Origin of the sequence: Gimesia benthica, from assembly GCF_009720525.1 — a bacterium.
GTDB classification, from domain to species: Bacteria; Planctomycetota; Planctomycetia; order Planctomycetales; family Planctomycetaceae; genus Gimesia; species Gimesia benthica.
Window position 1 is genome coordinate 1,361,105 of sequence record NZ_CP043930.1, and the last position, 26,379, is coordinate 1,387,483.

At 55.1% G+C, this 26,379-nt stretch carries 17 protein-coding genes; 10 read left to right on the forward strand and 7 right to left on the reverse strand.

Annotated features, from left to right (window positions below):
- Positions 1–26 precede the first annotated feature (26 nt).
- The 3 genes from F1728_RS05245 to F1728_RS05255 all read right to left on the reverse strand — a co-directional run bounded on the left by F1728_RS05245 (position 27) and on the right by F1728_RS05255 (position 3,795).
- Positions 27–1,046 carry a dipeptide epimerase gene (locus tag F1728_RS05245; protein ID WP_155363217.1) on the reverse strand — a complete coding sequence of 340 codons (1,020 nt, stop codon included), beginning with the start codon at positions 1,044–1,046 and terminating at the stop codon, positions 27–29.
- Positions 1,043–2,140 (reverse strand): DUF1611 domain-containing protein, encoded by a 1,098-nt coding sequence (locus F1728_RS05250; RefSeq protein ID WP_155363218.1) that lies wholly within the window; start codon positions 2,138–2,140, stop codon positions 1,043–1,045. Before F1728_RS05250 ends, F1728_RS05245 begins: the two co-directional genes overlap by 4 nt.
- 71 nt (positions 2,141–2,211) lie before the next feature.
- On the reverse strand, positions 2,212–3,795 hold the full coding sequence (locus F1728_RS05255; RefSeq protein WP_228030514.1) for an N-acyl-D-amino-acid deacylase family protein: 1,584 nt from the start codon (positions 3,793–3,795) through the stop codon (positions 2,212–2,214).
- A gap of 159 nt (positions 3,796–3,954) precedes the next feature.
- Between F1728_RS05255 and F1728_RS05260 the strand changes: the two genes are divergently transcribed.
- Positions 3,955–5,139 carry an AraC family transcriptional regulator gene (locus F1728_RS05260; protein WP_155363219.1) on the forward strand — a complete coding sequence of 395 codons (1,185 nt, stop codon included), beginning with the start codon at positions 3,955–3,957 and terminating at the stop codon, positions 5,137–5,139.
- Positions 5,140–5,145: 6 nt separating this feature from the next.
- On the opposite strand, the gene F1728_RS05265 is transcribed toward F1728_RS05260, so the two are convergent.
- The gene (locus F1728_RS05265) at positions 5,146–5,454 is read right to left on the reverse strand and encodes a hypothetical protein (protein WP_155363220.1); all 309 of its coding nucleotides are present in this window, start codon (positions 5,452–5,454) and stop codon (positions 5,146–5,148) included.
- Positions 5,455–5,996: 542 nt separating this feature from the next.
- Here F1728_RS05265 and F1728_RS05270 point away from each other — a divergent pair.
- The 5 genes from F1728_RS05270 to F1728_RS05290 all read left to right on the forward strand — a co-directional run bounded on the left by F1728_RS05270 (position 5,997) and on the right by F1728_RS05290 (position 16,958).
- Positions 5,997–6,557, forward strand: a complete 561-nt coding sequence (locus tag F1728_RS05270; protein WP_155363221.1) for an RNA polymerase sigma factor — start codon at positions 5,997–5,999, stop codon at positions 6,555–6,557.
- 110 nt (positions 6,558–6,667) lie between these two features.
- Positions 6,668–10,792: a protein kinase domain-containing protein gene (locus F1728_RS05275; RefSeq protein ID WP_155363222.1), complete on the forward strand. Its 4,125-nt coding sequence runs from the start codon at positions 6,668–6,670 to the stop codon at positions 10,790–10,792.
- 288 nt (positions 10,793–11,080) lie between these two features.
- Positions 11,081–12,181, forward strand: a complete 1,101-nt coding sequence (locus tag F1728_RS05280) for a DUF4339 domain-containing protein (protein ID WP_155363223.1) — start codon at positions 11,081–11,083, stop codon at positions 12,179–12,181.
- Positions 12,171–13,235 carry a DUF1559 family PulG-like putative transporter gene (locus F1728_RS05285; protein ID WP_155363224.1) on the forward strand — a complete coding sequence of 355 codons (1,065 nt, stop codon included), beginning with the start codon at positions 12,171–12,173 and terminating at the stop codon, positions 13,233–13,235. Before F1728_RS05280 ends, F1728_RS05285 begins: the two co-directional genes overlap by 11 nt.
- 72 nt (positions 13,236–13,307) lie before the next feature.
- A complete protein-coding gene (locus tag F1728_RS05290; RefSeq protein WP_155363225.1) occupies positions 13,308–16,958 on the forward strand; it encodes an EF-hand domain-containing protein in 3,651 nt (1,216 codons plus the stop codon).
- Positions 16,959–17,076: 118 nt separating this feature from the next.
- Here the strand turns inward: F1728_RS05290 and F1728_RS05295 are convergent, their stop codons facing one another.
- From F1728_RS05295 to F1728_RS05305, 3 genes are all read right to left on the reverse strand, one after another.
- The gene (locus F1728_RS05295) at positions 17,077–17,604 is read right to left on the reverse strand and encodes a transthyretin-like family protein (RefSeq protein ID WP_155363226.1); all 528 of its coding nucleotides are present in this window, start codon (positions 17,602–17,604) and stop codon (positions 17,077–17,079) included.
- A gap of 119 nt (positions 17,605–17,723) precedes the next feature.
- Positions 17,724–18,662, reverse strand: a complete 939-nt coding sequence (locus F1728_RS05300; RefSeq protein ID WP_155363227.1) for a DUF1559 domain-containing protein — start codon at positions 18,660–18,662, stop codon at positions 17,724–17,726.
- Between the two features lie 563 nt (positions 18,663–19,225).
- The gene (locus F1728_RS05305) at positions 19,226–19,843 is read right to left on the reverse strand and encodes an SOUL family heme-binding protein (protein WP_155363228.1); all 618 of its coding nucleotides are present in this window, start codon (positions 19,841–19,843) and stop codon (positions 19,226–19,228) included.
- Positions 19,844–20,209: 366 nt separating this feature from the next.
- Between F1728_RS05305 and F1728_RS05310 the strand changes: the two genes are divergently transcribed.
- From F1728_RS05310 to F1728_RS05325, 4 genes are all read left to right on the forward strand, one after another.
- Positions 20,210–21,205, forward strand: coding sequence for a DUF6268 family outer membrane beta-barrel protein (locus F1728_RS05310; RefSeq protein ID WP_155363229.1), 996 nt, complete (start codon positions 20,210–20,212; stop codon positions 21,203–21,205).
- Between the two features lie 123 nt (positions 21,206–21,328).
- Positions 21,329–22,690 carry a DUF1549 domain-containing protein gene (locus F1728_RS05315; protein WP_155363230.1) on the forward strand — a complete coding sequence of 454 codons (1,362 nt, stop codon included), beginning with the start codon at positions 21,329–21,331 and terminating at the stop codon, positions 22,688–22,690.
- Complete coding sequence (locus tag F1728_RS05320) at positions 22,687–24,843, forward strand: DUF1553 domain-containing protein (RefSeq protein WP_155363231.1); 2,157 nt, start codon at positions 22,687–22,689, stop codon at positions 24,841–24,843. The genes F1728_RS05315 and F1728_RS05320 overlap by 4 nt, the downstream gene beginning before the upstream one ends.
- A 36-nt stretch (positions 24,844–24,879) precedes the next feature.
- Positions 24,880–26,370 carry a DUF1501 domain-containing protein gene (locus F1728_RS05325; RefSeq protein ID WP_155363232.1) on the forward strand — a complete coding sequence of 497 codons (1,491 nt, stop codon included), beginning with the start codon at positions 24,880–24,882 and terminating at the stop codon, positions 26,368–26,370.
- Positions 26,371–26,379 lie beyond the last annotated feature (9 nt).

Genomic DNA, 26,379 nt, shown 5'->3' on the forward strand with positions numbered 1-26,379 from the left:
ACAAAGCAGGCCGTCACGTCTGTGCCTCAGATCAGCAGTTCAATCCCATTCCCGTAAACGTTACTGAATTCAACTTCCCCGTTGTGAATGCGAACTCCCCGCGCCACGTCTTCCGCCAGCAGGTTGGCGCCGTCGAAGTCAGCATAGTCGAGTAAGGGCAGCAACTGCGCTGCAGCCGAAATGCCGACCGTCGATTCAATCATACAGCCGACCATCGTTTTCATTCCCAGTGCGCGGGCCTGCTGCAACATCCAACTCGCAGGCGTCAATCCACCGCACTTACACAGTTTGACATTGATCCCGTGAAACAGACCTTCACAGCGGGCCACATCCTCTTCGGTCCGGCAACTCTCATCGGCAATCACGGGCAACGCACTCTGTTGAAAGACTTCGCGTTGCGCCGCAGGTGACGCATCAGCCGGCAACGGCTGTTCGATGAATTCCACTCCCAGTTCCCGCAGAGCATGCGAATTCGTTATTGTCTGCTCCACGGTCCACGCACAGTTCGCGTCGACCCGAATCGTCGCTTCAGTCACCGCTCGCAGTGCGTGCACAATCTCCAGATCGTGGGGCGTGCCCAGCTTGATCTTGTAGACAGGCCAGGCGGGCTGATCGTGGTATTTACGAATCATTTCCTCAATTGAATCGATGCCCAGAGTATAACTTGACCGGGTCTCAGCAGTTGTGTTTAGCCCCAGGATCTCAGTCGTGCGGATTCCCTGCGTCTTGCCGTACAGATCGTAGGCCGCTCCATCGATGGCGGAAAACGCAAACCGGTCTGCAGGAATGACAGCCTGGCAGACTTCATACAGCTCTCGCGGATGCATCAACGGTAGCTCTGTGATCGCATCGCGGACCAGGCTGAGCGCCGCTTCCAGCGATTCGTACGTGTGACCATAATAAGTGTTGCAGGTGACTTCGCCAAATCCGCTCACACCATCCTGCGTCAGAATCACTATCAGACACTGCTGATGGTGCAGCGTGCCGCGGGCGATCGTGAAGGGATCTTTCAAAGGCAGGCTGACTCGCCGCCATTCCAGTTTCACGCGAACAGCCTCCCTCTCAGATTCAATACCGCATCAACCAGGAGATCCGCTCCATCGCGGTAGACATCGCAGACCGGTAAGCCCAGTCGCTGCTGCACCTGCTGTTTCTCTATGTCCGCCTCTGCCTCAGTAAGATTGCGACCGTTCATGGCAACGCCGATCACTTCCGCGGGAGACCTCTCCGAAGCGAGCTGCTCGTAAAGTTCCCGATAGCGTTCCAGTGACTTGAGCGGCACATGCGGCATTGCTTTCACATGGGGCCGGGCCGCTTCGTAACAGAGAATCAACCCCTGCGGCGCACAGCCATGCAACAGACCCAATGTTACCGCCGAAAAGGCCGGATGTACGATACTCCCCTGCCCTTCGATGAGTAGAATCTCATGCTGTTCATGCTGCAGTACCATCTCTTCCACAGACCCGTTGACAAAGTCAGAAACGACACAGTCGACAGGAACGCCGTTCCCCTTGATCATGATCCCCGTCTGTCCCGTCGCCAGGAACTTCGCATCCCGTTGACGCTGCTGCAGCCCCCGTTCGAGTTCGAGCATCGTCACCATTTTGCCCACGCTGCAATCCTGACCGACAGCGTGAATTCGCAAACAGCCGCTGCGAAACTCCGCACAGCGTGCCGTCTGGCGATGCTGGTTCCGGCGGACGTCAATCAGCCGACTGCCACTCCGCTGCGCCGCCTGGCAGAAATCTTCGTTCTCAACCAGAAACTCATGCAGGCCGGAAACGATATCCAGTCCGCCATCCACTCCCGCCGCGATCACCCGGCTCAGCGATTCCGGCATCTGACCACCGGGAGGAGAAATACCGATAAACAGTGCATCGGGAGAATCCACCTCCGACAGCGAACCGACGACTGGAGTGCTGCCCCCAACCCCATACAGGTCTTGTGTGGTTTTCCCCTGGTGTGCCGGATCGATCACAGCCAGACAGTGTTCACCCCGGTAGCGGAGCAGGCTGATGGCGGTCTTTGAGTTCGACAGTGGTGCATCATCGCCAACCGCGATCGCAATCCGGCGGTACTCATTGATGATGTCCAGTCCAGGCACCGGCGTTTTTTCCACGGCAGGTACAACGGTATTCATAGCGTGATCCCCAAAAGAGGTAAGTTAATAGTGAAGCGTGCAGGACTTTAATGCCTGAAACGTGGTAGCACTCAGGGAGCAGACGGCTTTCGCAGCGCCCGTCCGGCGAGGGCACCGGTCGGCGTACCTCCATACACGGCGGCTACTCCATTCACGAAGACGTAGCGCATGCCTTCCGCGTACTGATGCGGATTTTCAAACGTCGCCGTATCGATGATCGTCTGCGGATCGAAGACGACGATATCCGCCGCCTGTCCCGGTTTGAGAATTCCACGATCGGTCAATCCCAGGATCTCAGCCGGCAACCCCGTGGCACTGCGAATCGCCTGCTTCAATGGCAGCACCTGTTCGCGAATTGCATAATGGCCAATCTTGCGGGGAAAGGCGCCATAATTTCGCGGATGCGGACGCGTGGCATCAGGGATCATCACCCCGCCATCCGAGGCGGTCGCCACCCACGGATGCTGCATCGCCATCCGGACTTCTTCTTCATTCATGGCGAAGTTCACAATCTGGGCTCCCCCGTTGCGGATGATCTCTTCCGTAATCTGCAGCGGCGTTTTCTCTTCCTGTTTCGCAATCTCCCGCAAGTGCCGGCCCACCCACTCCGGTCGCGGGCCATACTGGGCAATCACGATCTGCTTGCCATCTTCTTTAATGCTCAGACTCTGAGCGACCGCAGCCCGGATCTTCTCACCGACATCTGTTGTATCCAGCCGCTTGACCAGTTCCTCTCTCCCGCCGGACATCGACCAGGGGGGAAAGACCGTTGCAGCCAGCGAGGTACTTGCAGCGATATACGGATATTGATCCGCGGTCACCCTCTGACCTGTTTTACGGGCCTGTTTGATCATATCGATCGCCAGTCGCAGGTTACCCCAGTTCGGCGTCCCCTTCACTTTCATATGGGAAACGTGCACCGGAACTTCTGCCTCACGGCCAATGCGAATCGCTTCCTGGTAGGAACCGAGCAAGCCGTCTTCCTCACCGCGAATGTGGCTGGCATAGATGCCTCCCGCTTTACCGATCACGCGGGCGAGGGCAATCAGTTCTTCCGTATCCGCGTATGTACTGGGAGTGTAAATCAGCCCGGTCGACATGCCCCAGGCCCCTTCCTGCATCGCACGGGCAGCCCGCTGCTGCATCTCCTGCAGTTCCGCTTTGGTCGCTTTGCGATTGACCTTGCCGATCACCTGCGCACGCAGGTCTCCTTGCGGTAACAGATGTGCTACATTGGTTCCCGCCCCCGCCAGATCGACTTTGTCATAGAATTCCTTGACTTCGATGGGCCCCATCCCGCAGTTACCGGTCACCGATGTCGTACAACCCTGCATCAGGTAGTTCACCGCGCCCCGAGCCTTGGGATTGATGATACCCCGATCGCTGTGAGTATGCAGGTCGATGAATCCCGGACAGACAATCAGGCCGCTCGCATCGATGCGGGTCTCACTCGCGGGCCCTTTACCAGGCCCGACGGAAACGATTTTCCCGTCCCGCACCGCCACGTGTCCCCGCTTGATCACCTGACCGGTTCCGTCGTGCAGCGTGCCGTTTTCGATGACGTAGTCCACCCGCTCTGCAGCAAAGCTGAATGACGGTAACAACAGCGCCAGCAGTAACAGGCCACGCAGAATGATCTCAGGTCTCAAAATCACGGGATTACCTCTGCAGTCATTTCGAACAGTGTGTGCGCTTCAGCAAACGTTGATTCATGCTCACCACTTTACTGCCGGACACTTGTCAAACAATCCGAGAATGCGCAAACTGATATCGAATTTGCGCATACCCGTTTTTTGCCTGTTTGAGCTCTATCCATGCCTCGCCGCCCCCGATCACCGGCCCTGAAGATTCCCGATAACAGACAGATCGCACTGTTGATCGACCCGGATGACACCTGGGGTCGCAGCGTGATTCAGGGTATCGCATCGGTGGTGCGGAATGTCTTACCCTGGAGTCTGTGGATTGCGCCCCGCGATCGACAATGGCGGTTACGCGTTCCCCGCAACTGGCAGGGAGACGGTATCATCGCCGCGATTCGTGACGAAAAAACAGCCGAGCATGTCCGCGGACTCCAACTCCCCACGGTCAATGTTTCCTACTGGGAACAGGATGACCCGGACTGGTACCGCGTCCGCACCGATGACGCCCGCCGTGCGGAAATGGCTTTCTCACATTTCAGCGAACGGGGCTTCCGCCATTTCGCCTATTACGGCCCCCCCAGTCAGCGATATTCCCCCTCACGGGGCGAACGTTTTCTGGAGGTGGTTCAGGCTGCAGGACTGGACTGTGATATGTTCCACAGCAAATCTTTCTCTCGGGATAAAACCTCCATCCAGGAACGCACACTGCACTGGTTACAACAGACCCCCCGACCACTGGCGGTCATGGCGGCAGACCCGCATGCTGGTGTGTTATTAACTGAAGTCTGTAATGCAGTCGGCTTCCGTGTGCCGGAAGAAATCGCGATCCTGGTCGCGGATACGGATGAATTACTCTGTAATATCTCCGCACCACCACTCTCCAGTATTGTCCTCGCCAGTGAGCAGATCGGCATCAACAGCGTTCGCATCCTCGAAGCGCTGCTGACGGGTAAGCGGGTCAAATCAAAGTCGCTGGCCCTGCCCCCGCTGCACGTCATCGAACGACAGTCTACCGAAATGCTGGCCATCGACGATCCACTGTTTGTCGATGCCCTCCGCTTCATCCGCGAACACGCACATACCGGAATTCAGGTCAGCGACGTCCTGCAGGCGGTTCCGCTTTCGCGTCGTTCCCTGGAGCAGCGTTTTCGCCAGTTGTTGAACTGCAGTCCCGCAGACGAAATCCGCCGGATAAAAATGGAGCGGGTGAAACAGTTGCTGATCTCGACCGACAAAACGGTCGCCCAGATTGCAGGTTCTTCAGGCTTCTGCAGCCCGGGACAACTCTGTTTCGTTTTCAAAAAGCAGATCGGCACAACTCCACTCGAATTTCGCAGAAGCCAGCGATCAGAGAACTGACACGCTTCAAGGGTAGGTTTGCACCAGTTTGAAATTCTTGTCTTCACGAATTTCGTAGAGCAGTTCTCCACTGGCCGCGTATTGCCGACAACTGACACAATGCCCGTGGACGCATTCCATCTCTTCGACCAGGTTTCCGTCTCGGTCACGTCGAATACATGTGCCGTGGAGTTTACCTGTTGAATCATAACAGGCTTGAAACACTTCACCCGACTCGGGGTTCACCGCCGTCGTCATCGAATGGCTTTCGAACGCGGGAGGCAAAGTCAACGTAATCACCGCCAGTAGCACAATACACAGGAAGTCGCACCGCATATCATTTCCTTCATAAAGCCGGCCCCTGCCATGGTCTATCGCGCTACTCCCACAACAGGCTCTATTTCTGGTACCACCTGTTACGTCATCAGGCTTAAGCAGGGTGAGAAAAGGACCCTCTGAGATTCTTAGAAAAACTTCGAATCTCAGAGGGCAGGCACCCAACGCCTTAACGAAACATCGAGACGGTGTGCGGCAAGAGCGATGCTCCTGCCGTTATAAGAACGGGTTTAATAACGGAGTTTCCACCTGCAATCAGGAGCACAGAGACATTGCTTTGCGCAAACTCTATCTTTTCTGCTTGCATCAGTATTAACACATGAGTACAAAGGCTTATTAGAAATGAGTTTAAAGGTACAACATCCAAGTAACTGATAACGTTCTCCATCAGACCTGCCGTCACTGATTTCGGACAAGCCGAGTCACAACAGCTGCTGCTCATTGAATTAGGTTTCACGAGCAGGCTGATTTGTGACAAAAAAATCGTTCTTTATCAAAAATTATTCCGAAACTGTTTTCTTCAACAGATTTACATTCTCGCCATGAATCTGGAATCCATCTCGACCACTCTCATTTATCATGCCTCACAGGGAGATCCAGATTCCCGTAACAGGTTGATGAAGCTCTCGGAATGGGTTCTGTTCCGCATTGCCAGCCGCGTTCTGGATAACAGACAGGATGTAGAAGATGCGGTTCAGGAGACGCTGACCGTCGTCGTCAAGGTGATGGCCGAGCAGGACCTCCGGTTGGAACACGGTCGGCACAGCTTTATCCGGTTGCTGAAATCCTGTCTGCGGAATGTTTCTGCGAATCAGATTCGCAAAAAACAGGTCACCCCCATTGGTGGCTCGGATAACCTCAACCAGATTCACAACCTGATCGATGACAACATCGAAACCGTTGAGGAAAAACGGGATATCGCCGAGGGCCTGATTCAGCTTGCCGGGCTGTCCGATAATGAAAAACAGGTGCTGAACCTGTATTTTCTCTCCGGTAAACTCCCGCGGGAAATCGCCGAGGAGACAGGCCTGACGTCAGCGAATGTCCGCCAGATCCAGTCCCGGGCTCTCCGTAAAATTCGTGACTTTCTGGGGGAATCCTGAAAATCACGTATTTCCCGGCAATTTGATGTCACATTTTCGCGGTACTTAACACAGTTACTTTAGGAAGACATTGTTGACTGTTGTTAAAACTTTACTGAGGACCCGGACTGGTGGTTAACTCCAATCCCTCCGAATGCCCCAATCTGGCGACACTTACTGACTATAACCTGGGCAAACTCGAATTCAGTGAGATTGATTCCCTTTCTCGGCATTTCAGCAGGTGCAGTGCCTGCCGCGCGCAACTCGAACGGCTGGATGAGGAAACCGATGACCTGATCAACAGCCTCAAAGTGCCTCCGCTGTCCATTGGTCACATTTCGCTGGAACACGAAATCGGCACGGGGGGCATGGGACGCGTTTTTAAAGGCTACGATACCCGCCTGATCCGCCCGGTCGCCGTCAAAATTATCAACTCGGAAAAGCAGAAAAACTGGAAGAACCTCTCAGAGCGATTTGAGCGAGAGGTCAAACTGCTCGCGCGTGTCGAATCCCCTTATGTGGTCAAGGCCCTGTTTGCAGGAGAGGAAAACGGCTTCACCTATTTCGTTCAGGAATACGTGGATGGGCAGAACCTCACGCAACGGATGCAGCAGCTCGGGGCCACGATTCCCTCGCGGGCCTGTGCCAGTCTGATCTTTCAGGTCGCCTCGGGACTGACTGCCGTTCATCAGCTGGGCATTGTCCATCGCGACATTCACCCCGGAAACATCCTGGTGAATACCAAGGGCTATGTCCAGATCGCAGATTTCGGCCTGGCATTTCAACCCGATGGGAATCTGCCTGACGACGGCCTGACTTCTCTGAGGCAGGGCTTTGGACAAATCCATTACGTTGCCCCCGAACAATGGAATTCCGCCCGTAATGCCACCGACAAATCGGACATCTACTCCCTGGGCTGTGTCTGGTTTTTTCTGCTCACCGGCCATCCCCTGAACCGGGATCCCAAAACTCTGGAAATTATCAATCAACCCAGCCAGTTTCAGCAGGTCAATCGGGTCGATCGGAAACTGCTGAAGTCGATGCTGGAACGTGATCCGCAACTCAGGCCCTCCGCCCGCGAAGTCACCGCTGCCCTGCATCACCGCCTGGGGAACGTGGAGTCCCTGGAATACATTCTGCATCAACGGTCTCTGAAGCGGTTGAGAGGCTGGAAATGGTATGGTACCGTTTTCTCACTGGCCGTGCTGATCCTGTTGTGTTCTCTACTCCTGCTGCCAGCACCGGCCACACAGGAGGCTGCCCCCGATCAGACCGACAACCAGGCGCCCGCAGCACCTGTTGCGCCTGAACCGCATCAGACTGAATTCGTGCTCCGCTTTGACGGCGTCGATGACTTTATCGAAACCCCCTTCATCTATGACAGCGGCGAACCGATTACTTTCGAAGCCTGGCTGACTCCGGACTGCGAAGAACGCCCGCGTAATATGGAAATCGTTTCCAATGCAGAAACCGCAGGCTTCCTCGTGCGACTGAGAGACGGAACCATGCCTGAGTTCCTGTTTCACGACGGCATTTATTACGCCCCGCATAAGTATTCGCATCAGATCGGTTGTGGCAAAAAAGTCCACCTGGCTGCCGTATATGACGGCATCAGTATCGGCATGTATGTGAATGGCAAGAAACAGGGATTGAACTACCCGGTCCGTCGCCGACATCGTCATTCACCCATTCCCATCCATCTCTGTGCCAACCCAGACCCCGCGCTGATTGGCCGTCCTGTGGCTGAGAAAAAAGCCTGCTTCGCCGGACTGTTGCATCAGTGCCGGTTCTCCCAGGGGGCCATCTACCTGGACGATTTCTCCCCGGAAAAAGAACTGACGTCCAACGACTCAACACTTCTGCTGTATCACATGAAATCCAATACCGGGAATGTCGTTCCCGATCTGAGTGGCAATGGTCGCGATGGTAAGATCGTGGGCGCCACCTGGGAAGAATTTGATCCAACGAAAAGTCCCGAGAAAAACAACGAATTCAAATGGCCGGTCGAAAAGCCCGACCCCGTGCTGGTCAATGATTCGCCCGAGCGAATCGGCGAACTGCAACAGGCCTGGGCCGATCATCTCCAGTTGCCGCCGCAAGTGAATATTCCTTTGGGCAACGGCGCGTCGATCGATCTTGAACTGATTCCTCCCGGCGAATTCATGATGGGCACGCTGGATGAAACGCTGAAAAACACCGCAGCTTCAACCCAACAGCAGGAACTCAAATACAAAGTCCTGACAGCAGATTTACCTCAACGCCTGGCACGCATCACCGTCCCCTTCTATATCAGCCGCACCGAAATCACCCGGAAGCAGTTCCGACAGTTTGTCGATCATGCCCGCTACCGGACCGACGCCGAACGCGACGGACGGGGAGGCACCGACTTCAAAGCAGCCGGGTCTGATCCGCAAATCACCTGGGCCAGTGATCTCAAGGGTGCTCTGAGTGACGATCATCCGGTCGCCAACCTCAGCTGGTACGATGCACGCAACTTCTGCAGTTGGCTGACCCGACAGAATCCCACCTTCAACTTTGATCTCCCGGCTGAGTCACAATGGGAATACGCCTGTCGTGCGGGCACCACCACACCCTGGTTCCCGGCTGATACGGAACAGCTTGCCCTTTATGCCTGGACCGGCACGACACAGCCCCAGCCCTGTGGTCAACTGCAACCGAATGCCTTCGGTCTGTACGACATGCACGGCAATGTCGCCGAGTGGTGCCGCGACTATTTCTCAAACGAAGAAAGCTTCTCGAACCCGGTCAATAATCCCTCGGGCCCCCACACCGGAACCCACCGCATGCTGCGGGGCGGATCGGCAATTCAGTCAGCCGAATCCTGTCGCGCTGCTTACCGCGAAGGCCGCCTGCCGATCACCCGCGACGCGTTAACCGGTTTCCGGATCTGCGCTACTCCCAACCTGTCTACGCAGGGACTGGAACGTCTCGACCGGTTCTCCCTGCACTTCAACGGCGTTGATGACTCGGTCGAAGCCGTCTATGACTATCGCCGTCCCACTGATCCCCTGACGATCGAATGCTGGGCTGATATCTCTGCAGAAAGTATGAATGACCAGTTCTCATCGGCCGTCATCTTTGACCTGCATTCGCATCTCCGCGCCATGTATTGCGTACTCAGAAATCATCGCGTGCACGTCTACTACCACGAAGGTGCCTGGACCTGGCACGCTTTCTCAGCGGAGATTTCTCCCGGCCAGCACCATATCGCCGGTGTCTTTGATGGCACTTCACTCAACGTCTTTGTGGACGGACAGGTGCCGGAAAAAGTGCGGAAAGAGCAGTCCCCCCAGGAAGCGCGCTATCTCCGTTCGCTGCTGCGCATCGGTACCGGCTCTGTAATTGAAGATGCACAGCACCGCGGATTCCAGGGCAATATCTCCCAGTTGCGTATCAGTGAAGAAACGATTTACGACTCCGCCTTTGAACCGCCACCACTGCTCACCCAGCATGCATCGACCGTCACCCTGTACCGCTTTGAACAGGGCAGCGGCAACCTGCTCCATGATTTGAGTGGCATGCACAATCACGGCAGAATCATGGGGGCCGACTGGTCAACCGCGCCTGAAGTGGACCCGCAGCTGACCGGTCGTGGCATCCAGTTCGATGGCTCCGGCTGGCTCGAATCGAAGCTTCCCGATCAGTTTGACGGCGCATTGACCATCGAAGCCTGGCTCTCTCCGGAACCCAGCAGGAAACTGACACATCAGAGTGTATTTCAATGGGGATCCCTCAGTCTGAAATACCATGTGAATCAGGGAGAATACTGGACCTGGTCGCTGCTGGATCCGCGGTCCCAGGAAATTCCGGTCTCGTCGACCTCCAGTCGCGATGTCGCCACCAGTCGCCCCGTGCATGTGGCCTGTCAGTGGGACGGTTCAAACTGGCGACTCTTCATCAATGGTCTCCCCAGCAATACACAGAAAATGAGGAGCATCAAATATCCACGGGTCAGGAACATCGTGAAAGACTGTTTGTTGAAACCACTGTGGATCGGCGGCACGCCAGCTGGAGAAACCGGTACTTCCCGTGGCTTCGAAGGCCGCCTGCATGCTCTGCGCGTTTCCAAGATGGAACGCTACAGCAACCCCTTCACACCAGCCGACCAGTTACCCCTCGACGATCAGACACTTCTGCTGTATCGCTTCGATCAGGAAACGGGAGAGACCATCCCCGATGCCAGCCCGCACCACGCGGATGGCAAATTGAATGGCGCCACTCGGATCAGGAATTAACCAGACCCCGCAGGCACGCTGTGCCTGGAAGCGTTTCAATAATTTCTCATCACCAGCCGGTGGCATTGATGAAATGCACTGACACTCTCTGCACCGACTCAAGCCTGCTTTCATTTCCAGTCCTGAAACACGCCTGTTTCAATATTTAAGATTATTTAATTTTTCTGTCTAAATTTGATTAACTATTGCGCACTTCTCAATGTACACTGGCCATGTGTTACAACGCGATCATTTACAGTATTCACTGCTTGAACAGATCTGAGTGACTCAGACTGTGTTTGAAGACTTATGACAATCGAATGGTTTTGCATACGGGACGCGGAAGAACAGGGCCCCTACACGTTTCGGGAACTGGTCGACATGATCCGCGAGGAAAAACTCACTCCGGACACCCAGGTCCGTCCGCATTATCTGGACGACTGGCAGCGGGCAGACTCTGTAGTGGGTCTGTACTACATGGCTCGCAAAGATCCGGAACCCGATCCGGTCGCCACTGAAACAGACTCTGAAGTCTCCGCTGACCTTGCCGACGCCGAGGACCTGGATACGTTTCTGGCGGGTCCGGATAAAACCGAAGCGGAAGCCGATCCCCAGGCGGACCAGCCTGGCTGGTTGCGACGGCTGCTCACGTTAAGAAACAGTAAGATTCCCCCGGTCCCCGTCAATACGGACTACGCAGGCAGTCGGTCCACAGCTGAGACAGCGACCGTTGACAGCGACGCCGAAACAGATCAGATCGATTCGACGGATTCCCCCCTCGACGAAACCGACGAAGAAGCAAACACCGGTGCCTACTCGGACGAAACCTGGTCGACGACGGTCCGGGCTGCGGTCGAACGAGTCGATGCCCGTGCGCCAAAGCAGGAGGAAGAAGAGGCGCCCCGACAGATCGTCCCCGCGGTCTCCCTCTCATTCCTTTCCAGCCCCAGATTCAAGCTGGCCCTGTTTGTCGTCGCAGTCATCCTCTGTATGAGTGCGGGGACCGTCGGCATGGTCAGCTGGCTCGGTAAGGGACAATTCTACTTCCCCTTTGTCGGCCCGGTCCCCCCCCTGCTGTTTGCAGCTTATACTGCAGGCGGGTTACTGACGATCGCCGTACTTTCGCCGTTGCTGCTGATTATCTCGACGTCCTTCCTCAGGTGGGCTTTCAAAGTCGGCACCGCTCTGGCCGCGTCCGGCATCGTCGCGTATTACCTGCTCAACTGGAACAAGCAGCAGAGCCTGGTTTTCCCCTCTCAAAAAGATGCGGAAGCCAAACTCATCTTTCCCCTGATCGGAGAGTGCTCTGCCTTCTCTTACTGGATGTATTTTGCGGACGCCGTCATTATTGTCGCCGTCCTGACTTATATCGCTGCCTGGCTACTGGAGTCGCGTGCTGATGAACTATAAACGAATGCAATCGAAGTCGGTCGTCCCCACGACTGCCGGATATACGATCGTTGAACTGCTGGTCGCCACCGCGGTCATCAGTCTGCTCATCGGACTGACCCTGCCGGCAATCCAGACAGCCCGGAACTCGGCCCGGCAGGCACAATGCCTTAACCGCATGCGAAACCTGGGTATCGCCCTGCTGCAGAATACCGATACCGCCCAGCGGTTCCCCGCCTGTGGCTACTTCGGAGATGGCACCCCCGCCACCTTCGGTCAGTATCGCAGCTGGATTGTTGATATCCTGCCCTATCTGGACCAGGGAAACATCTATAACCAGTGGGACTTCGATCTGTCCTGCAAAGATCCAGTCAACATTCCCCTGGCGGGACAACATATCGCCGTCCTGACCTGCCCCTCCGATCACAGTGTGATCCCGGGGAAAGGAAATCTCTCCTACGTCCTGAACGGCGGAATAGGATTCACCGCCCAGATGGGAGGCGTGCATAACTGTCCCGTTGATGCCCGTGGCAGACGGCTCGACCTGAACGGTAACGGCATCATCTGCCATTCTTCGACCAAAGATGACGGAGCCCCCTCCGACCGCGACCTGTTCTTTTACATGGGTCTGTTTTACAACGAAACCTGGAAAGGAGAGGTCCGCGCCGATCGTCATTACACCATGGCGGGCATCACCGACGGTGCTTCGAATACGCTGATGATCTCCGAAAATATTCGGACCGGCTACGATCCCAAAGCCTGGACGGCCAACTGGTCGTCCCCCAGTCCCTTCCTGACCAGCTTCTACATCGGCGACCCCTGTGTCAATGGTCGCTGCACTGAAGGCAATGTGGATTACAACCTCGCGAACTCCGGTTCCGCCGCCATCAATGCCGGGCTTGAACAGCCTGAAGGCAGAGCCCCCTTTCCCAACTCGCTGCACACCGGCGGCGTGAATGCGGGCTACTGCGACGGACATTTTTCTTTCTTGTCTGAAAAAATTGACGGCAAAGTCTATGCGGCTCTGGCCAGCCCCCAGGGACAGTCCTTAGCGGGTACTCTGCTCGAGCAGTAACAACCAGAGGATGCTTCCCGTCATGATCAGCTTCGCAACCACCCGGCAGCCAAGATGAAAAAAGGTGAGTGAGTGACTTTATTATTAAAACCACAGAGCACCCGGCCAGCAAAAGCCCCGGCCCCGTATCGCTTGAACCGCCGTCGGTTTCTGCCTGTTCTATTACTGATCCTGACCAGCGTTTCCCCCCAGGCTCATGCTGCAACACCAGAGGAACGGTATGAAAAAATCGATACCAGCGGCGATGGCCACTTAACCCGGGAGGAATTCACAGCCGGGATGCCCCAACTGAAACCGGAACAGGCCGCGCAGGCTTTCACCGTCAGTGACTTCGATCATAATGAGCTACTCTCGCTGGAAGAATTCCAGACCGTGACCGGCGTCACGCCACCGGGCGAACGGGCCGCGGTCCCCGATCCCGTGGCTCCGTTCGTGGCCGAAGCAAAACGCAAATGGGCCGCGATTCAGCAAGCCGCCGATGCCGACGGGGATGGACAACTCTCCGAGAAAGAATGGCCAACCGGGGAACTCAAACAACAGCTCCCGCCCCTGGCCGCGCTTAATTTCTCGATCTGGGACAAAGACCAGAACGGACAGGTCACCTCCAGTGAAGCGGACCTGCTGCTCGACATTGCCTACGGTATGAAGCACACCGACGGCTCCCAGCTGCGAGCCGAGAACGGCTGGGTCATCTACCGTTCTTACCTGACCCGTACCGACAAAAACAACGACAGCCGGATCTCCAAAGAAGAATATATCCCCTCAATTCGCTGGCCGGAAGAAAAAGTGCTGGCGCTCTTCAAGGAACTGGATGCCGATCAGAGTGAGTTCCTTTCGATTCCCGAACTGACAAAATCAACTACATCCTACATCGATGAAGTCGCCTTCTTCCTCAGAAGTGACACCGACCTGGATGGTTTTTTAAGCCGGGAAGAACTCTTGAAAATCGGCTTGAACAGCGCTTCCGCGGCGCGGTTGAATCATGCGTTCCCCGCCTTCGATGTCGACGGTGACGGCAAGTTCTCGATGAGTGAATTCCGACTGGCCCCCATCGGCTGCTTTTATGTCACCCTGCGAATGTATACTCAGAAAGATCTGGACCACGACGCCCGGCTTTCCTGGGAGGAGTTCTACACGGAACCTGCGCCCCAGCTCATCGGCCTGGTCTGGGAACTCTTCCAGCGTTTCGACCGGAACCAGAGTGGCATGCTGGAACTGAATGAATATGAGTTTGCGATCGATACCTCAAAGATTAAACCCGAATTCGCATTCTCCGCGTATGATAAAAACGGTGATGACCAGCTGACCTGGGAAGAACACCTGCCGCTGGTGGCCGGTCTGAAACCCGAACTGGCGAAGCGGAATTTCCATGTCGTCGATTTTGACGGCAACGGTACTCTTTCACTCGCAGAGTATCAGGCTCTCCCCAGCCTGTTTCCCGGGCGGGATCGTGGCAGCGTTCCCGATCCATTCGCGGAGCTTGCCCAGGGTGCTCACCTGACCTGGCAGTCGATTCAATCCAAGGCTGACGTGAATAGTGATGGCCGATTGTCTCCCGCTGAATGGCCGCGTGCCGCATTGAAAGAACAGCTCCCGCCACTGGCAGAAATCAAATTTCAGAATTGGGATACAAATCGAAATGGCACCGTCTCTCCCGAAGAAGCCGCACTGATGATCGACGTGGCCTACGGCATCAGGCACGTGGATGGCTTCCCACTCCGCGCTGCCAACGGTCTGGTGCTCTATCGTTTTTACATTGAACGGACCGATAAAAACGGCGACCATCGTCTCTCCAAAGCAGAGTACCTGCCCTCCGTCAGACTGCCCGCGGAAAAGGTCCTGCAGAACTTTCAGAACATGGATGCCAACCACGATGAACTCCTGACATACCAGGAACTCTCGACGGCTTCCTCGACGAACATTGATGAATTCAACCTGTTTCTCGCCCGGGATAAAGATCTGGACGGGTTCCTGAGTCGGGACGAACTGGGCACTCATAATTCCAACAACTCCACCAAAGACCGGCTGCCGCAGGGAATGGCGGCATTCGATGACGACAAAGACAACAAGCTCTCGCTGCGGGAGTTCCGTCTGGCTCCGATTGGCGCGAGCTACATCACCCTGCGGGTTTTTGATCGTAAAGATCAGAACAATGATGCGCAACTCTCCTGGGACGAGTTCTATGCGGAACCGTCGCCCCAACTGATTGGTATCGCCTGGGAACTGTTCCGACGCTACGACCGCGATCAGAGTGGAATCCTGAACCTGGATGAGTTCGAGTTTCAGGTCGACTATTCCAAAATGACCCCCCAGGCCGCCTTCACCCTGAATGACCTGGACCAGGACAGCCACCTTTCAGAAACCGAGTATCTCGCCAAAATTGCGAAAGCCACCCGGCCGGCTGCCCGCCGGGATTTCCACCTGGTTGACTTTAACCACGACGGCAAGCTCTCCCAAGACGAATACCGTGCCCTGCCCGATCTGCTGCCCGTAGAAGAAAGAGGCCCCGTTCCGGATCCCGTCGCCGACCTGGCTGCCGCTGTCCGGAAAACCTGGCAAAAGATCTTCAAAGCCGCTGATTCCAGCGCCGACGGTCAGCTCACCTATTGGGAATGGCCCGACTCGGAACTCGAACAGCAACTGCCGCCCCTTTCCCGGGTGGAATTCAAACACTGGGATGCCAACCAGGATGGCAGGGTCTCCCGTAAAGAAGCGGATCGTCTGATTCAAATTGCCTACGGCATGCAACACACGTCTGCTGCTCCACTCCGCACCCCCAATGGTTGTGTGATGTACCACTCCTATATCACCTCCTCAGACAAAGACGGCGATCAACGTCTGTCGGTCAACGAGTATATTCGCTCCATCCGTAAACCGGTGCAGGAAGTGTTCACGATGTTCCGGGAACTGGATACAGACCAGGACCAGCAGTTGACTTACCGGGAGCTGGCAAAATCCCCCCTGGCCAACATTGATGAACTGAAATTCTTCCAGCGTCACGATACGAATCTGGACGGACTGCTGGATGCAAAAGAACTCGCGAAGGTTAATTCCAACGGCGCGACCCCGGGACGGATCCCCCAGGGAATGGCAGCCTTTGACAGCGACGGCGACGGACACTTCTCGCTGGCAGAGTTCCGCTTCTCACCGATGGGCTGCTGCTACGTCACCATGCGCGTCTATGGTCGGGAGGATGCCGATCACGACGGACAGCTTTCCTGGGAAGAATTCTACGACGAACCATCGCCCCTGCTGATCGGCCTGGCCTGGGAACAGTTCCAACGGTTCGATCGCAATCAGAGTGGCTTCCTGGATCTGGACGAAATTGAATTCCGTTACGATCCGACACAGATTCCTGCAGACAAATATTTCACGGTCATCGACGCCGACCAGAACAAAACGATCAGCTTCGAAGAAATTTTCTCGGAAGACAAGCCGGATGCCAGTAACGTTGTGAAATCACGCGATTATGAAATCCGCTTCACGCAGGCCAAACGGCACTTTGCCCAGAGCGATCTGAATCGGGATCAAGAGCTCAGCAGAGAGGAATACGCTCAATTTCACCAGGCCGAGCATCTGGCGGCCCAACAACTTCGCGACGCCAAAGGGTTCGCCAGACCGGACCGCATCGAATGGCTGTTACCGGCCGTGATCTCTGTGAACGCGGTCCTGGTTCTGGGGATATTACTCTTCCTCGTCCGACGCAAATTCAGCAGACGCTAAAGCGATGCAGTTCCGCCAGTCTTTTGAGACAGAGTACATCAATCAGGGCCCAAAAGAAAAAACCTCCCATCACAGATCAGTCTGTATGAGAGGTTCGAGAATTGAATCAGCTGGCTGCTTACTTGGATTCTAATTTGAAATCCAGGGTATTATTCTCATCCTTGACGTCAGCGGTCAGCGTTGTTTTGGTATTGTACTTTTCGGGAATCGGATCTTTTTCGGTTTTCTTTTTCTTGACGACACGACGTTGCGTCACATCTCCATCCTCGGGGGGAGGAGTATCAATATTCACCGTATCATCCAGCGAGGCATTAGCCAGATCCGCTTCGCCGCTGCCTGCCGAGTCCTGTCCGTCAGTTGCCTTGCCTGTCGAAATTCGCACTTTGTGAGGGCCGACAATCGCGCCTTTGGCATCACCCACATAGACCAGTTCATAATAGCCTTTCGCATCGGTTTTGCCCGAAGAGGGATTCCCTTTCTCGGGTGAAAAGATAACGATGGCATTTTCCAGCGGCTGACCATCCATTGTGACGACTCCCGAAACCGGAGCCAGGTCAACATCGATTCCTGATCCAGAGCACCCGTAGGCACAGGCAGCCACAGCAAACAGACTAAGGCATGTCGTGATTCGTACGTTGCAGATCATGTGATCCCCCCTTTGGTATCCATCCATCTCATCGCGAGACTCAGAACATTTCGTAAAACAGAAATCCCGGTTTCACCAACCTTGATGAAACCGGGAAGCAAATTGAGCCTGGAGTCGACTTAGTATTCTCCAAGCACGTTCTTATCGTTGATACCAGCCAGGTATACCAGGGTGTTCCCATCGGTATTCTCGCTGATAAATTTGATCCGTCCGTCACCGAACAGAAAATGACAGCCGCCGGTGTGCGAACTGCCCAGCGACCATTCATACTTGGTTCCAGTCGACTGGTTGATTCCGTTGATCAGGTAGATCGTGGACGGAGTCGGAGTCGCAGTCGCCCCCTGCCAGGTGCGGACCAGAGCCGTATGGTAAGGCCAGTTGGCGTAATTGTGCCCATTAAAGGTGTTGGAAGCACCGATCCACAAACCACCGGCCGGAACCCCTTCTGTGGTTCGCTCTCCCACCATAATGACGTTACTGGTACCATCGGTGAAATCGCGAATGCGGTTAACGTTATGGTTGTTGAATGCACCTGCGTAGCAGCGGCCCTGCCCATTTGCCGGGTTGATATCACACGGCGAGTAAATCCCCGGATAATTTGACTTACCCCAGCTACCGATATTAGTGTTCAAGCCTTCCATCGGGTCAGTCGGACAGTTAAATACCGGGATGACGGTTTTGACAAGCGCTAATTGAGGAGGCGTACCCGTGTAGTTGGCACGCCAGGGAGCATTCATATTGATCTGGTTGTAGATCGTAGCCTGATCCATGAATGGCAACAGCATGACCGTCCAGGCGAGATAGCTGTCGGTGGTCACATCATCGGCAGCAGTCCGGCGCGTTTCCACATGCATCTGTGGGAAACAACGATGGGTTTCATGATAGTTGTGGAGCGCCAGTCCGATCTGCTTCAGATTGTTTTTGCAGGTACTTCGTCGGGCTGCTTCACGGGCCTGTTGCACTGCCGGTAATAGCAGGGCAATCAGAATAGCGATGATGGCAATCACCACCAGAAGTTCGATCAGGGTAAAACCCCGTTTGACTGTTACACGTCTCATAGTAACCTCCGCATGAAAAAAGATAAGAGAAGGGAGAACATCTCATCTCGTACTCTTATCGTCTCCCGGAATTAATAGACCGGAAGCGGGAGGTTCCACAGCAAAGCAAGCGTTTTGAGACAGTGTATAAAGCGTTCAGATTCGCAAAGCAGAACCTGAGATTGTATGATGCTGGGTTTTGTAAGCGCTTAATAAAAGTACAAGATCTATATTGTTGAAAACAACAACTGCCAGAGAAGGCAAACTTTTCACAGATAACCAGAGAGGCGAAAGCCTGATAGAATTTATAAGGTATATCACTTTGAAGAAGTGATGAAGCGAATTTGAAACATACCTCAATTGAGTAAATTTAAGCTCGGCACTGTTTAAATGTCAATAACATATCTGCTTAAGATTTTGGAATTGATCAGAATTTTTTGACCCATAAAAAACTGATTCTTGTATCCAGATTCTCTCTAGAATTAACCCTGTTTACAAAGCGTGCCTTTAGTAAACAACACTCCCAAAATTCCTGTCACCAGATTGGAATCTGAGGCATTCGAAATCATGCGTCCGGGCGACAATTATTGTCTGGATGAAGTCTCGTCTTCCAGTCGAATCAACACTTCATTACGGCGGAAGGGACCCGGAGTCCACGGTGGATCATAGCCCGCGTATTCCACTTCGTTCCGGCAGACGAGTCCTTCACCGCTGGCCCAGTCACGCAATTTCGCTTCGGCGTTTTTAACAGTCTCCTGATTCAGACGACCGCTGAATCGGATCACCGCAAAACGGCCCCCTTTACGTTCCTGAATCTGCACCGCCTCACTCACGGGCTGCGGAACTGTCTGGCTGTCATATTTCTGTGGAAGGACAAACGCCATCTGTCCGGCCACCTGATCGTGCTCAGGTTCCATAAATACGGGTGTGGTCATCGCGACTTTCTGCGCCCCCTGATTTGCACCATCGATATAACGAAACAGACGCATGAAGCTGCCATCTTTTCCCTGTGCATCAAACTCACTGCTGGTCATCGCCAGTTTCAGATCAGGATATTCTCTAACTTCGAAGTTACCTTCCGATTTGACAACATCATAGGCAGCTGACTCGTAAGCAGAACGCGACGTGATTCTCCACCCAAATACGAATAAAACCACCACCACAAGAGCTATTATTAGATAAAGCATTTTTCTTCGATTCATTTCCACCCCACTCCCGGTCTACAAACAGACTGATTAGGAATAAATTCAGCTATATAAGTCTATTTATCTATTTTTAGCCCTGAATTCCGTTTTGACCACTGCCCAATCCTGCCCGAAAAAGATTCAGTGAACAAATCAGCCCCCGATCGAAGTCTAAAATACAGGTTTGAGCGAAAATTTTTTGATTTTTGAGATGGTCGAATCCTGGGACGCAACTATGAAGTAGCAATAGCGATAAAAATGCGCTAAGATCCCCCTCCACTTCTGCGCTGGCCTGCTCACAGCCATAATTTCCATTCTAATCTCATGTTGACTACCCGCCACTTTCTATTTTTCTTAACAGGTTTATGCTGTTTCACAATCAGCTTGCGCGCAGAGCCCGCGCAGTTTGAGTCAGAAGGTCCTGCTGCGGAACCCGGTCTCGCTTTTCTGCTCCCCACCGATCAGTTTCTACGACAGGAATTAGACGAACCAGACGACAGCGATCCCCTGCTTCCTCCGCCTCTCGAAGATTCGTTCTCGCCGGTTGAGCCGACAACGAGCCCCGAGACAGAACCATTGCCGGACCTGAAAACTTTGCTACGCCCCCGCTTCGATATCTCCGCAGAGTGGGAACCGGAGGCAGATGGCGTGGAAATGATCTCCTCTGACCTCAATCTGAAACTCCCCCTCTACCCGGTTTTCGGCCCGCCGCCCCCATTCCTGACCGCCGGCTATTCCTTTACCCGCATCAACGCACCGGTCCAACTCGATCTGCCCCGTGACCTGCATCAGTTTTCGCTGGGTATGTCCTGGATGCGTCCACTGAATGAACGCTGGCTCGTCCGCACGATGTTGAGCGGCGTCTTCGCAACCGACTTTTACAATACAGGCAGCATGGCCTGGCAGTTCCGCGGCGGTATGTTTGCCATCTATCGCCCTAACGAAGAGTGGGATCTCGCCTTCGGTGCCCTGGCGACCGGCCAGGAAGACATTCCCGTCCTGCCGGTGATTGGTGCCACCTGGCGTCCCTCATCCTCTGTCAAAGTTAACCTGATGCTTCCCAATCCGCGCATCTCGTATCTGATCTCCGAATCCGAAACGCGGCAGCAGTGGGCCTATGTCGGCGGGGGGATGTCCGGCGGAAACTGGGCCTACAATCTCCGCGATGGTTCACCCGAACGACTGAATTATCGTGAATGGCGGCTGGTCGTGGGCTGGGAATCAATGCCTCCCCCTACGCCCGGACGATTTCAATCCCCGGGGGCCAGTTATCTGATCGAGGCGGGTTATGTCTTCGGTCGTAAGTTCGAACGGGAACACCAGGCAGCCGACATCAAGATCGATAATACGCTGCTTCTGCACTCAGGCATCCGATTTTAAACGGTTCTCCAATAATTTTCAGGTTCTCCGATTCCAGTCTGGAGATTGCACACAACAAAATATAAAATAAGTTAAGAAACTCGCCCCCTGAGACCAGCCTCATCTGCACTGTGGAGACCTCCCATGCAATGGCCTACCCTCGTCGTGTCCTGCTGCGTCAGTTTGTGTGTATCTCTCCCGCTTCATGCGGAAACGCCCCCCGTCCCCATTGACTACACAAAGCAGATCAAACCCCTGCTCCAGGCGCACTGCTTCGCCTGTCATGGTGTGTTGAAACAGGAATCAGCCTTACGCCTTGATGCGGGGAAATTCATTCTCAAGGGAGGCGAAATCGGTAAGGCCGTTGTCCCGGGGAATTCCGCGGAGAGCCTGCTCTTTCAGGTGATCGGCGAAGATCCGGATTTCGCCATGCCGCCCGAAGGACAGGGACGCAAACTGACTCCTGATGATGTCGCCTTGATCCGCACCTGGATCGATCAGGGAGCACATTTTCCTGCCAACGATTCTCCCGAACCAGCGCCCACAGAACACTGGGCCTTTCAACCAGTCAAACGTCCTGCGATACCACAGACCAATTCTCCCTCGCAAAATCCCATCGACGCTTTTCTACTGGCCCGTCAATTGGAAGGTGGACTGACTCCACAACCCCAGGCGGACAAAACGACCCGGCTCCGTCGACTCTACCTGGATCTGATCGGGCTGCCTCCCCGACCGACGGAACTGTCTGCCTTTCTGAACGACACTCGCCCCGATGCCTGGCAGCGCGTGATTGACGATCTGCTCAGCCGCCCGCAATACGGCGAACGCTGGGGACGTCACTGGATGGACGTCTGGCGTTACAGCGACTGGTACGGCAGACGGGGCGCGAAAGACATGACCAACAGCTATTCCCTGACCTGGCGCTGGCGCGACTGGATCATTCGCTCCCTCAATGAAGATAAAGCCTACGACGTGATGGTCCGTCAGATGCTGGCAGCAGATGAACTCGCCCCCAACGATCGGGAGAATCTCGTTGCCACCGGATTCATCGTCCGCAATTTTTATCGCTGGAACTACCACACCTGGCTCAAAGACAACGTCGAACATACGGCTAAAGCGTTTCTGGGACTGACCATGAACTGCTGCGAATGCCACGATCATAAATACGACCCGATCAGCCAGGAAGAATACTTCGCTTTTCGGTCCCTGTTTGAACCGATCGACCTCAGGCACGATCGAGTCCCTGGCGAAGCAGATCCGGGTCCCTTTCCCGATTATAAACTGAGTGTGCGTAATGGACCGGTTCGCACCGGCATGGTCCGCATTTATGATCGACACCCCGATGCCCTCGCCCGGTTTTATACCGGTGGCCTGGAACAGAACATCGTCAAAGACAAGCCCCCATCGAAGCCGGTACGATTCAGTTTCTGGGCGGAGATAAAATTCAGATCCAACCGGTTAAGCTGCCGGCAACCGCCTGGTACCCCGGACTCAAACCGTTTGTGATTGAGGAAGAAACACTGACAAGAACGGCGGCTGTAGAGCAGGCACAGCAGAAATGGGACACGGAGTCCCCCAGCCTCGAACAACAGCTTAAAGAACATGAGCAGATACAGACCAGACTGCTGACAGAATACAGAGCCTGGCAGAAGTCTCAACAAACGGCGGACAGCCCGTTCAGCCAACAGACACTGCAATTGACCGGTGGAGAGGGTCGCCGCGCGCTCGCCCGGGAACTGACGGACTGGAACGAACTACCCGAGCAACTGGAAATTTACTTTCAGCTGCGACTCCACGCCGACAAGATGGTGAATTTTCAACTCTCGAACGATCTGGCCGCCGGGAGGACTAATCTATACGTCGCCTTCGAGGCGGGGAACATTCTGACTTATGCCCCCGGCAGCACGAGTGTCACCACCATCGGTTCATTCCCGACTGAGGCAAAACCACTCGATCTGCAAGTGGACCTCAAGCTGCAGCCTGCAAAAGACATCGCCCTGCTGACAGTCACCCGCAGTCAGGATCAATCGAGCATCATCAAAGAGACGCCGATTGCCCTTAATGGCTGGAATCCGGCCCACAGTGTCAACCGCGGGTTCTTTCTCGATGCCCACGCCGGCAGCCGTGCGGAATTCGATCATATCGTCTTCCTCGAGCCGGGAGGCCGGGAACTCAACCGTTTTGATTTTGAATTCCCGGATTTCTCCGACGGCGCAGATGTCACGAGCGCGACCGACTGGATCCTCACGCGGTTCAGTACGGGAAATGCGACTTCGAAAATCACGCTCCAGAAACCGCTGTCCCCCGAGGAACAACAGTGGCAGCAGAAAATCAGCGCAGCCCGCCAGCAGCAGTCGCTGGTTCAGCTGAAGCGGGACCTGCTGCTGGCCGAATTAGAGGCGGCCCGAGCCGAGCTCGCGCAGTACCAGGCGCGCGTCGACGCTGCCCGCGCCCGTCACATTGATGAGTCACCGGAGGCCGACTCCCTGGCGCGTACTGCCTGTCAGGCGGAATGGAAGGCGAAACGAAGTGCGTCTCAGCAGCAGGTCGCAGCTGCTGAATTGAAACTGCACACCGCTCAGATGCTCCCCGAGACAGAGAAAACACGCAGCAAACAGATTCAGGATGCGCAACAACAGCTCACGCAGGCCCGGACCGCGCTGGCAGCTGCGGAAAAACCGCGGGACGCACAGTCGATAGATTTCGCTCCCTTGAGCCGGATCTTCCCCCAACAGAGTTCCGGCAGGAGAGCCGCCCTCGCGCAGTGGATCACGAGCCCCGACAATCCGCTCACAGCGCGGGTCGCCGTCAATCACATCTGGATGAGGCACTTCGGACAGCCACTGGTCGATTCGGTCTATAACTTTGGACGCAGTGGCGCCCAACCCACGCATCCACAGCTCATTGACTGGCTCGCCGCGGAACTCATGGCGCATGACTGGAAAATGAAACACATTCATCGCCTGATTCTCAGCAGCGACGCTTACCAGCGAAGTTCGAAGGGAGTCGCAGCCGGACACCCAAATCTGGCCACGGACCGCGACAATCGACTGCTCTGGAAATTCCCCCTGCGTAGAATGGAAGCGGAAGTCGTCCGTGACAGTCTGTTTTATCTCGCGGATGACCTGGACACGACGATGTTCGGACAGGAGATCGAACAGGACCAGGGACTCACCACGAACCGCCGCAGTCTTTACTATTCCTATCACGGCGAAGCGAAAATGGAATTCCTGGCTTTGTTTGACGGTCCCAGTTCCACCGACTGTTACCGCAGACAGACCACGGTCCGGCCCCAGCAGGCACTCGCGTTAACCAACAGCCAACTGGCACTCAAACAGGGCCGTCGAATTGCGGCGCGTCTCTGGACCGAGCAGGCACAACTCACCGGGAAAAGCCCGTCGGAACAGGAACTCGATTTCATCAGGAATACATTTGAGTTGATTCTCGCCCGCGCCCCCAACCAGCGCGAGCAGGCCGCCGCACTCCGCTTCCTGGAACAGCAACAAACCCTGTTCCAGAAAGTTGCTCAAGCGACCAGTCAGAAACCAGCAGCACAGAAGAAGCCCTTTGAACAACCCGCTACCGATCCAGCAGCCCGCGCCCGGGAAAGCCTGGTGCAGGCGCTGTTCAACCATAATGATTTTGTAACCATCCGATAAAACCGCGTCTGCAAACCCTACAGGCAGGACGAAACCATGCAATCAGACCTGACGACCATGCAGCCCCCCTGCGGCCAGATCCAGCGCAGAACGTTCCTTTCCGACCTCGGTTATGGAGCGACAGGCATGGCTTTAAGTATGCTGCTGAACCGTGAAGGCTCCGGGCAGGCCGCCAGCACAAGTTCAGGAGCCGTCACCCAGGGTCCGCATTTCACACCACGGGCCAAGTCGGTGATCTGGATCTTTCTCTCCGGTGGTTACAGCCAGATGGAGACCTTCGACCCGAAACCGGAGTTGAATAAATACGGCGGCAAGACCTACGCCGACACCGTCTATCCTGACCCGTTTCAGGATCCGCGCTATCAGGAGCGGGCTCGCTCTGTGGTGAAAGTCAAACGGGAACATGACAAAATCATGCCCATGCAGGTCGGCTTTCGCAAACAGGGGGAGTCCGGAATTGAGATCACCGACTGGTGGCCTCACCTGGCAACCTGTGTCGATGACATCTCGTTTGTCCGTTCAATGTATACCACCGATAATGACCACGCCGCCGAGTTCCAGATTCATCACGGGCGTCACAAGCTGGATCAGAAACAACCGGTCGTCGGGTCCTGGCTGAGTTATGGTCTGGGCAGCCTGAATCAGAATCTGCCGGAATATGTTTTCCTGGGTTCGTACACCGATACCCGCGTCAAAGAAAACTTCAGCCCCGACTACCTGGGTCCCAAATACATGGGCGTGGAATTTTCGCTCGACCCGAACAATCCGCTCCCCTTTGGATCGCGTCCCCAGACGGTGCTCGAAAAAGAACAGGCCAATCAGTACGCGTTGATCAATGAACTCAATCGCATTTCATCAGTCGAGTACCCGCATGACGAGAAACTCCGGGCCCGGATCAATTCCTACGAACTCGCGTTTCGCATGCAGCGCTCCGTTCCCGAGGCGCTCAATCTCGACACAGAGACAAAAGAAACACAGCGTCTGTACGGCATCGATGAGAACGAAACCTCGATCTACGGCAAACGCCTGCTGGCCGCGCGTCGGCTGGCGGAACGGGGCGTCCGGTTCACCCAGGTCTATTTGAGCGGCTATGGCGAATGGGACTCGCATCAGAAACTCAAAGAGAATCACACCCGGTCCTGCAAACGCGTCGATAAACCGGTCGCAGGGCTACTCAAAGACCTCAAACGCCGCGGAATGCTGGATGATACCGTTGTCGTCTTCTGCACAGAGTTCGGCCGGACCCCTGCGGTGGAAACCCGGGGAAGTACAAAAATGCCCAGCGGCCGCGATCATCATCCTCATGGTTTCACCATCTGGTTTGCCGGTGCGGGCGTCAAGCGGGGCTATGTGCATGGAGCAACCGATGAACTCGGCTTCCACGCCGTCGAATCGCCGCACTATGTCACCGACATTCATGCCACCCTGTATCACCTGCTCGGTCTCGACCCCACGCGGCTCGACATCCCCGGCCGAAAACGTCTGGAAATCGATCGCGGGAAGCCAATCCTGGATATCCTCAGTTGATCAGTAACC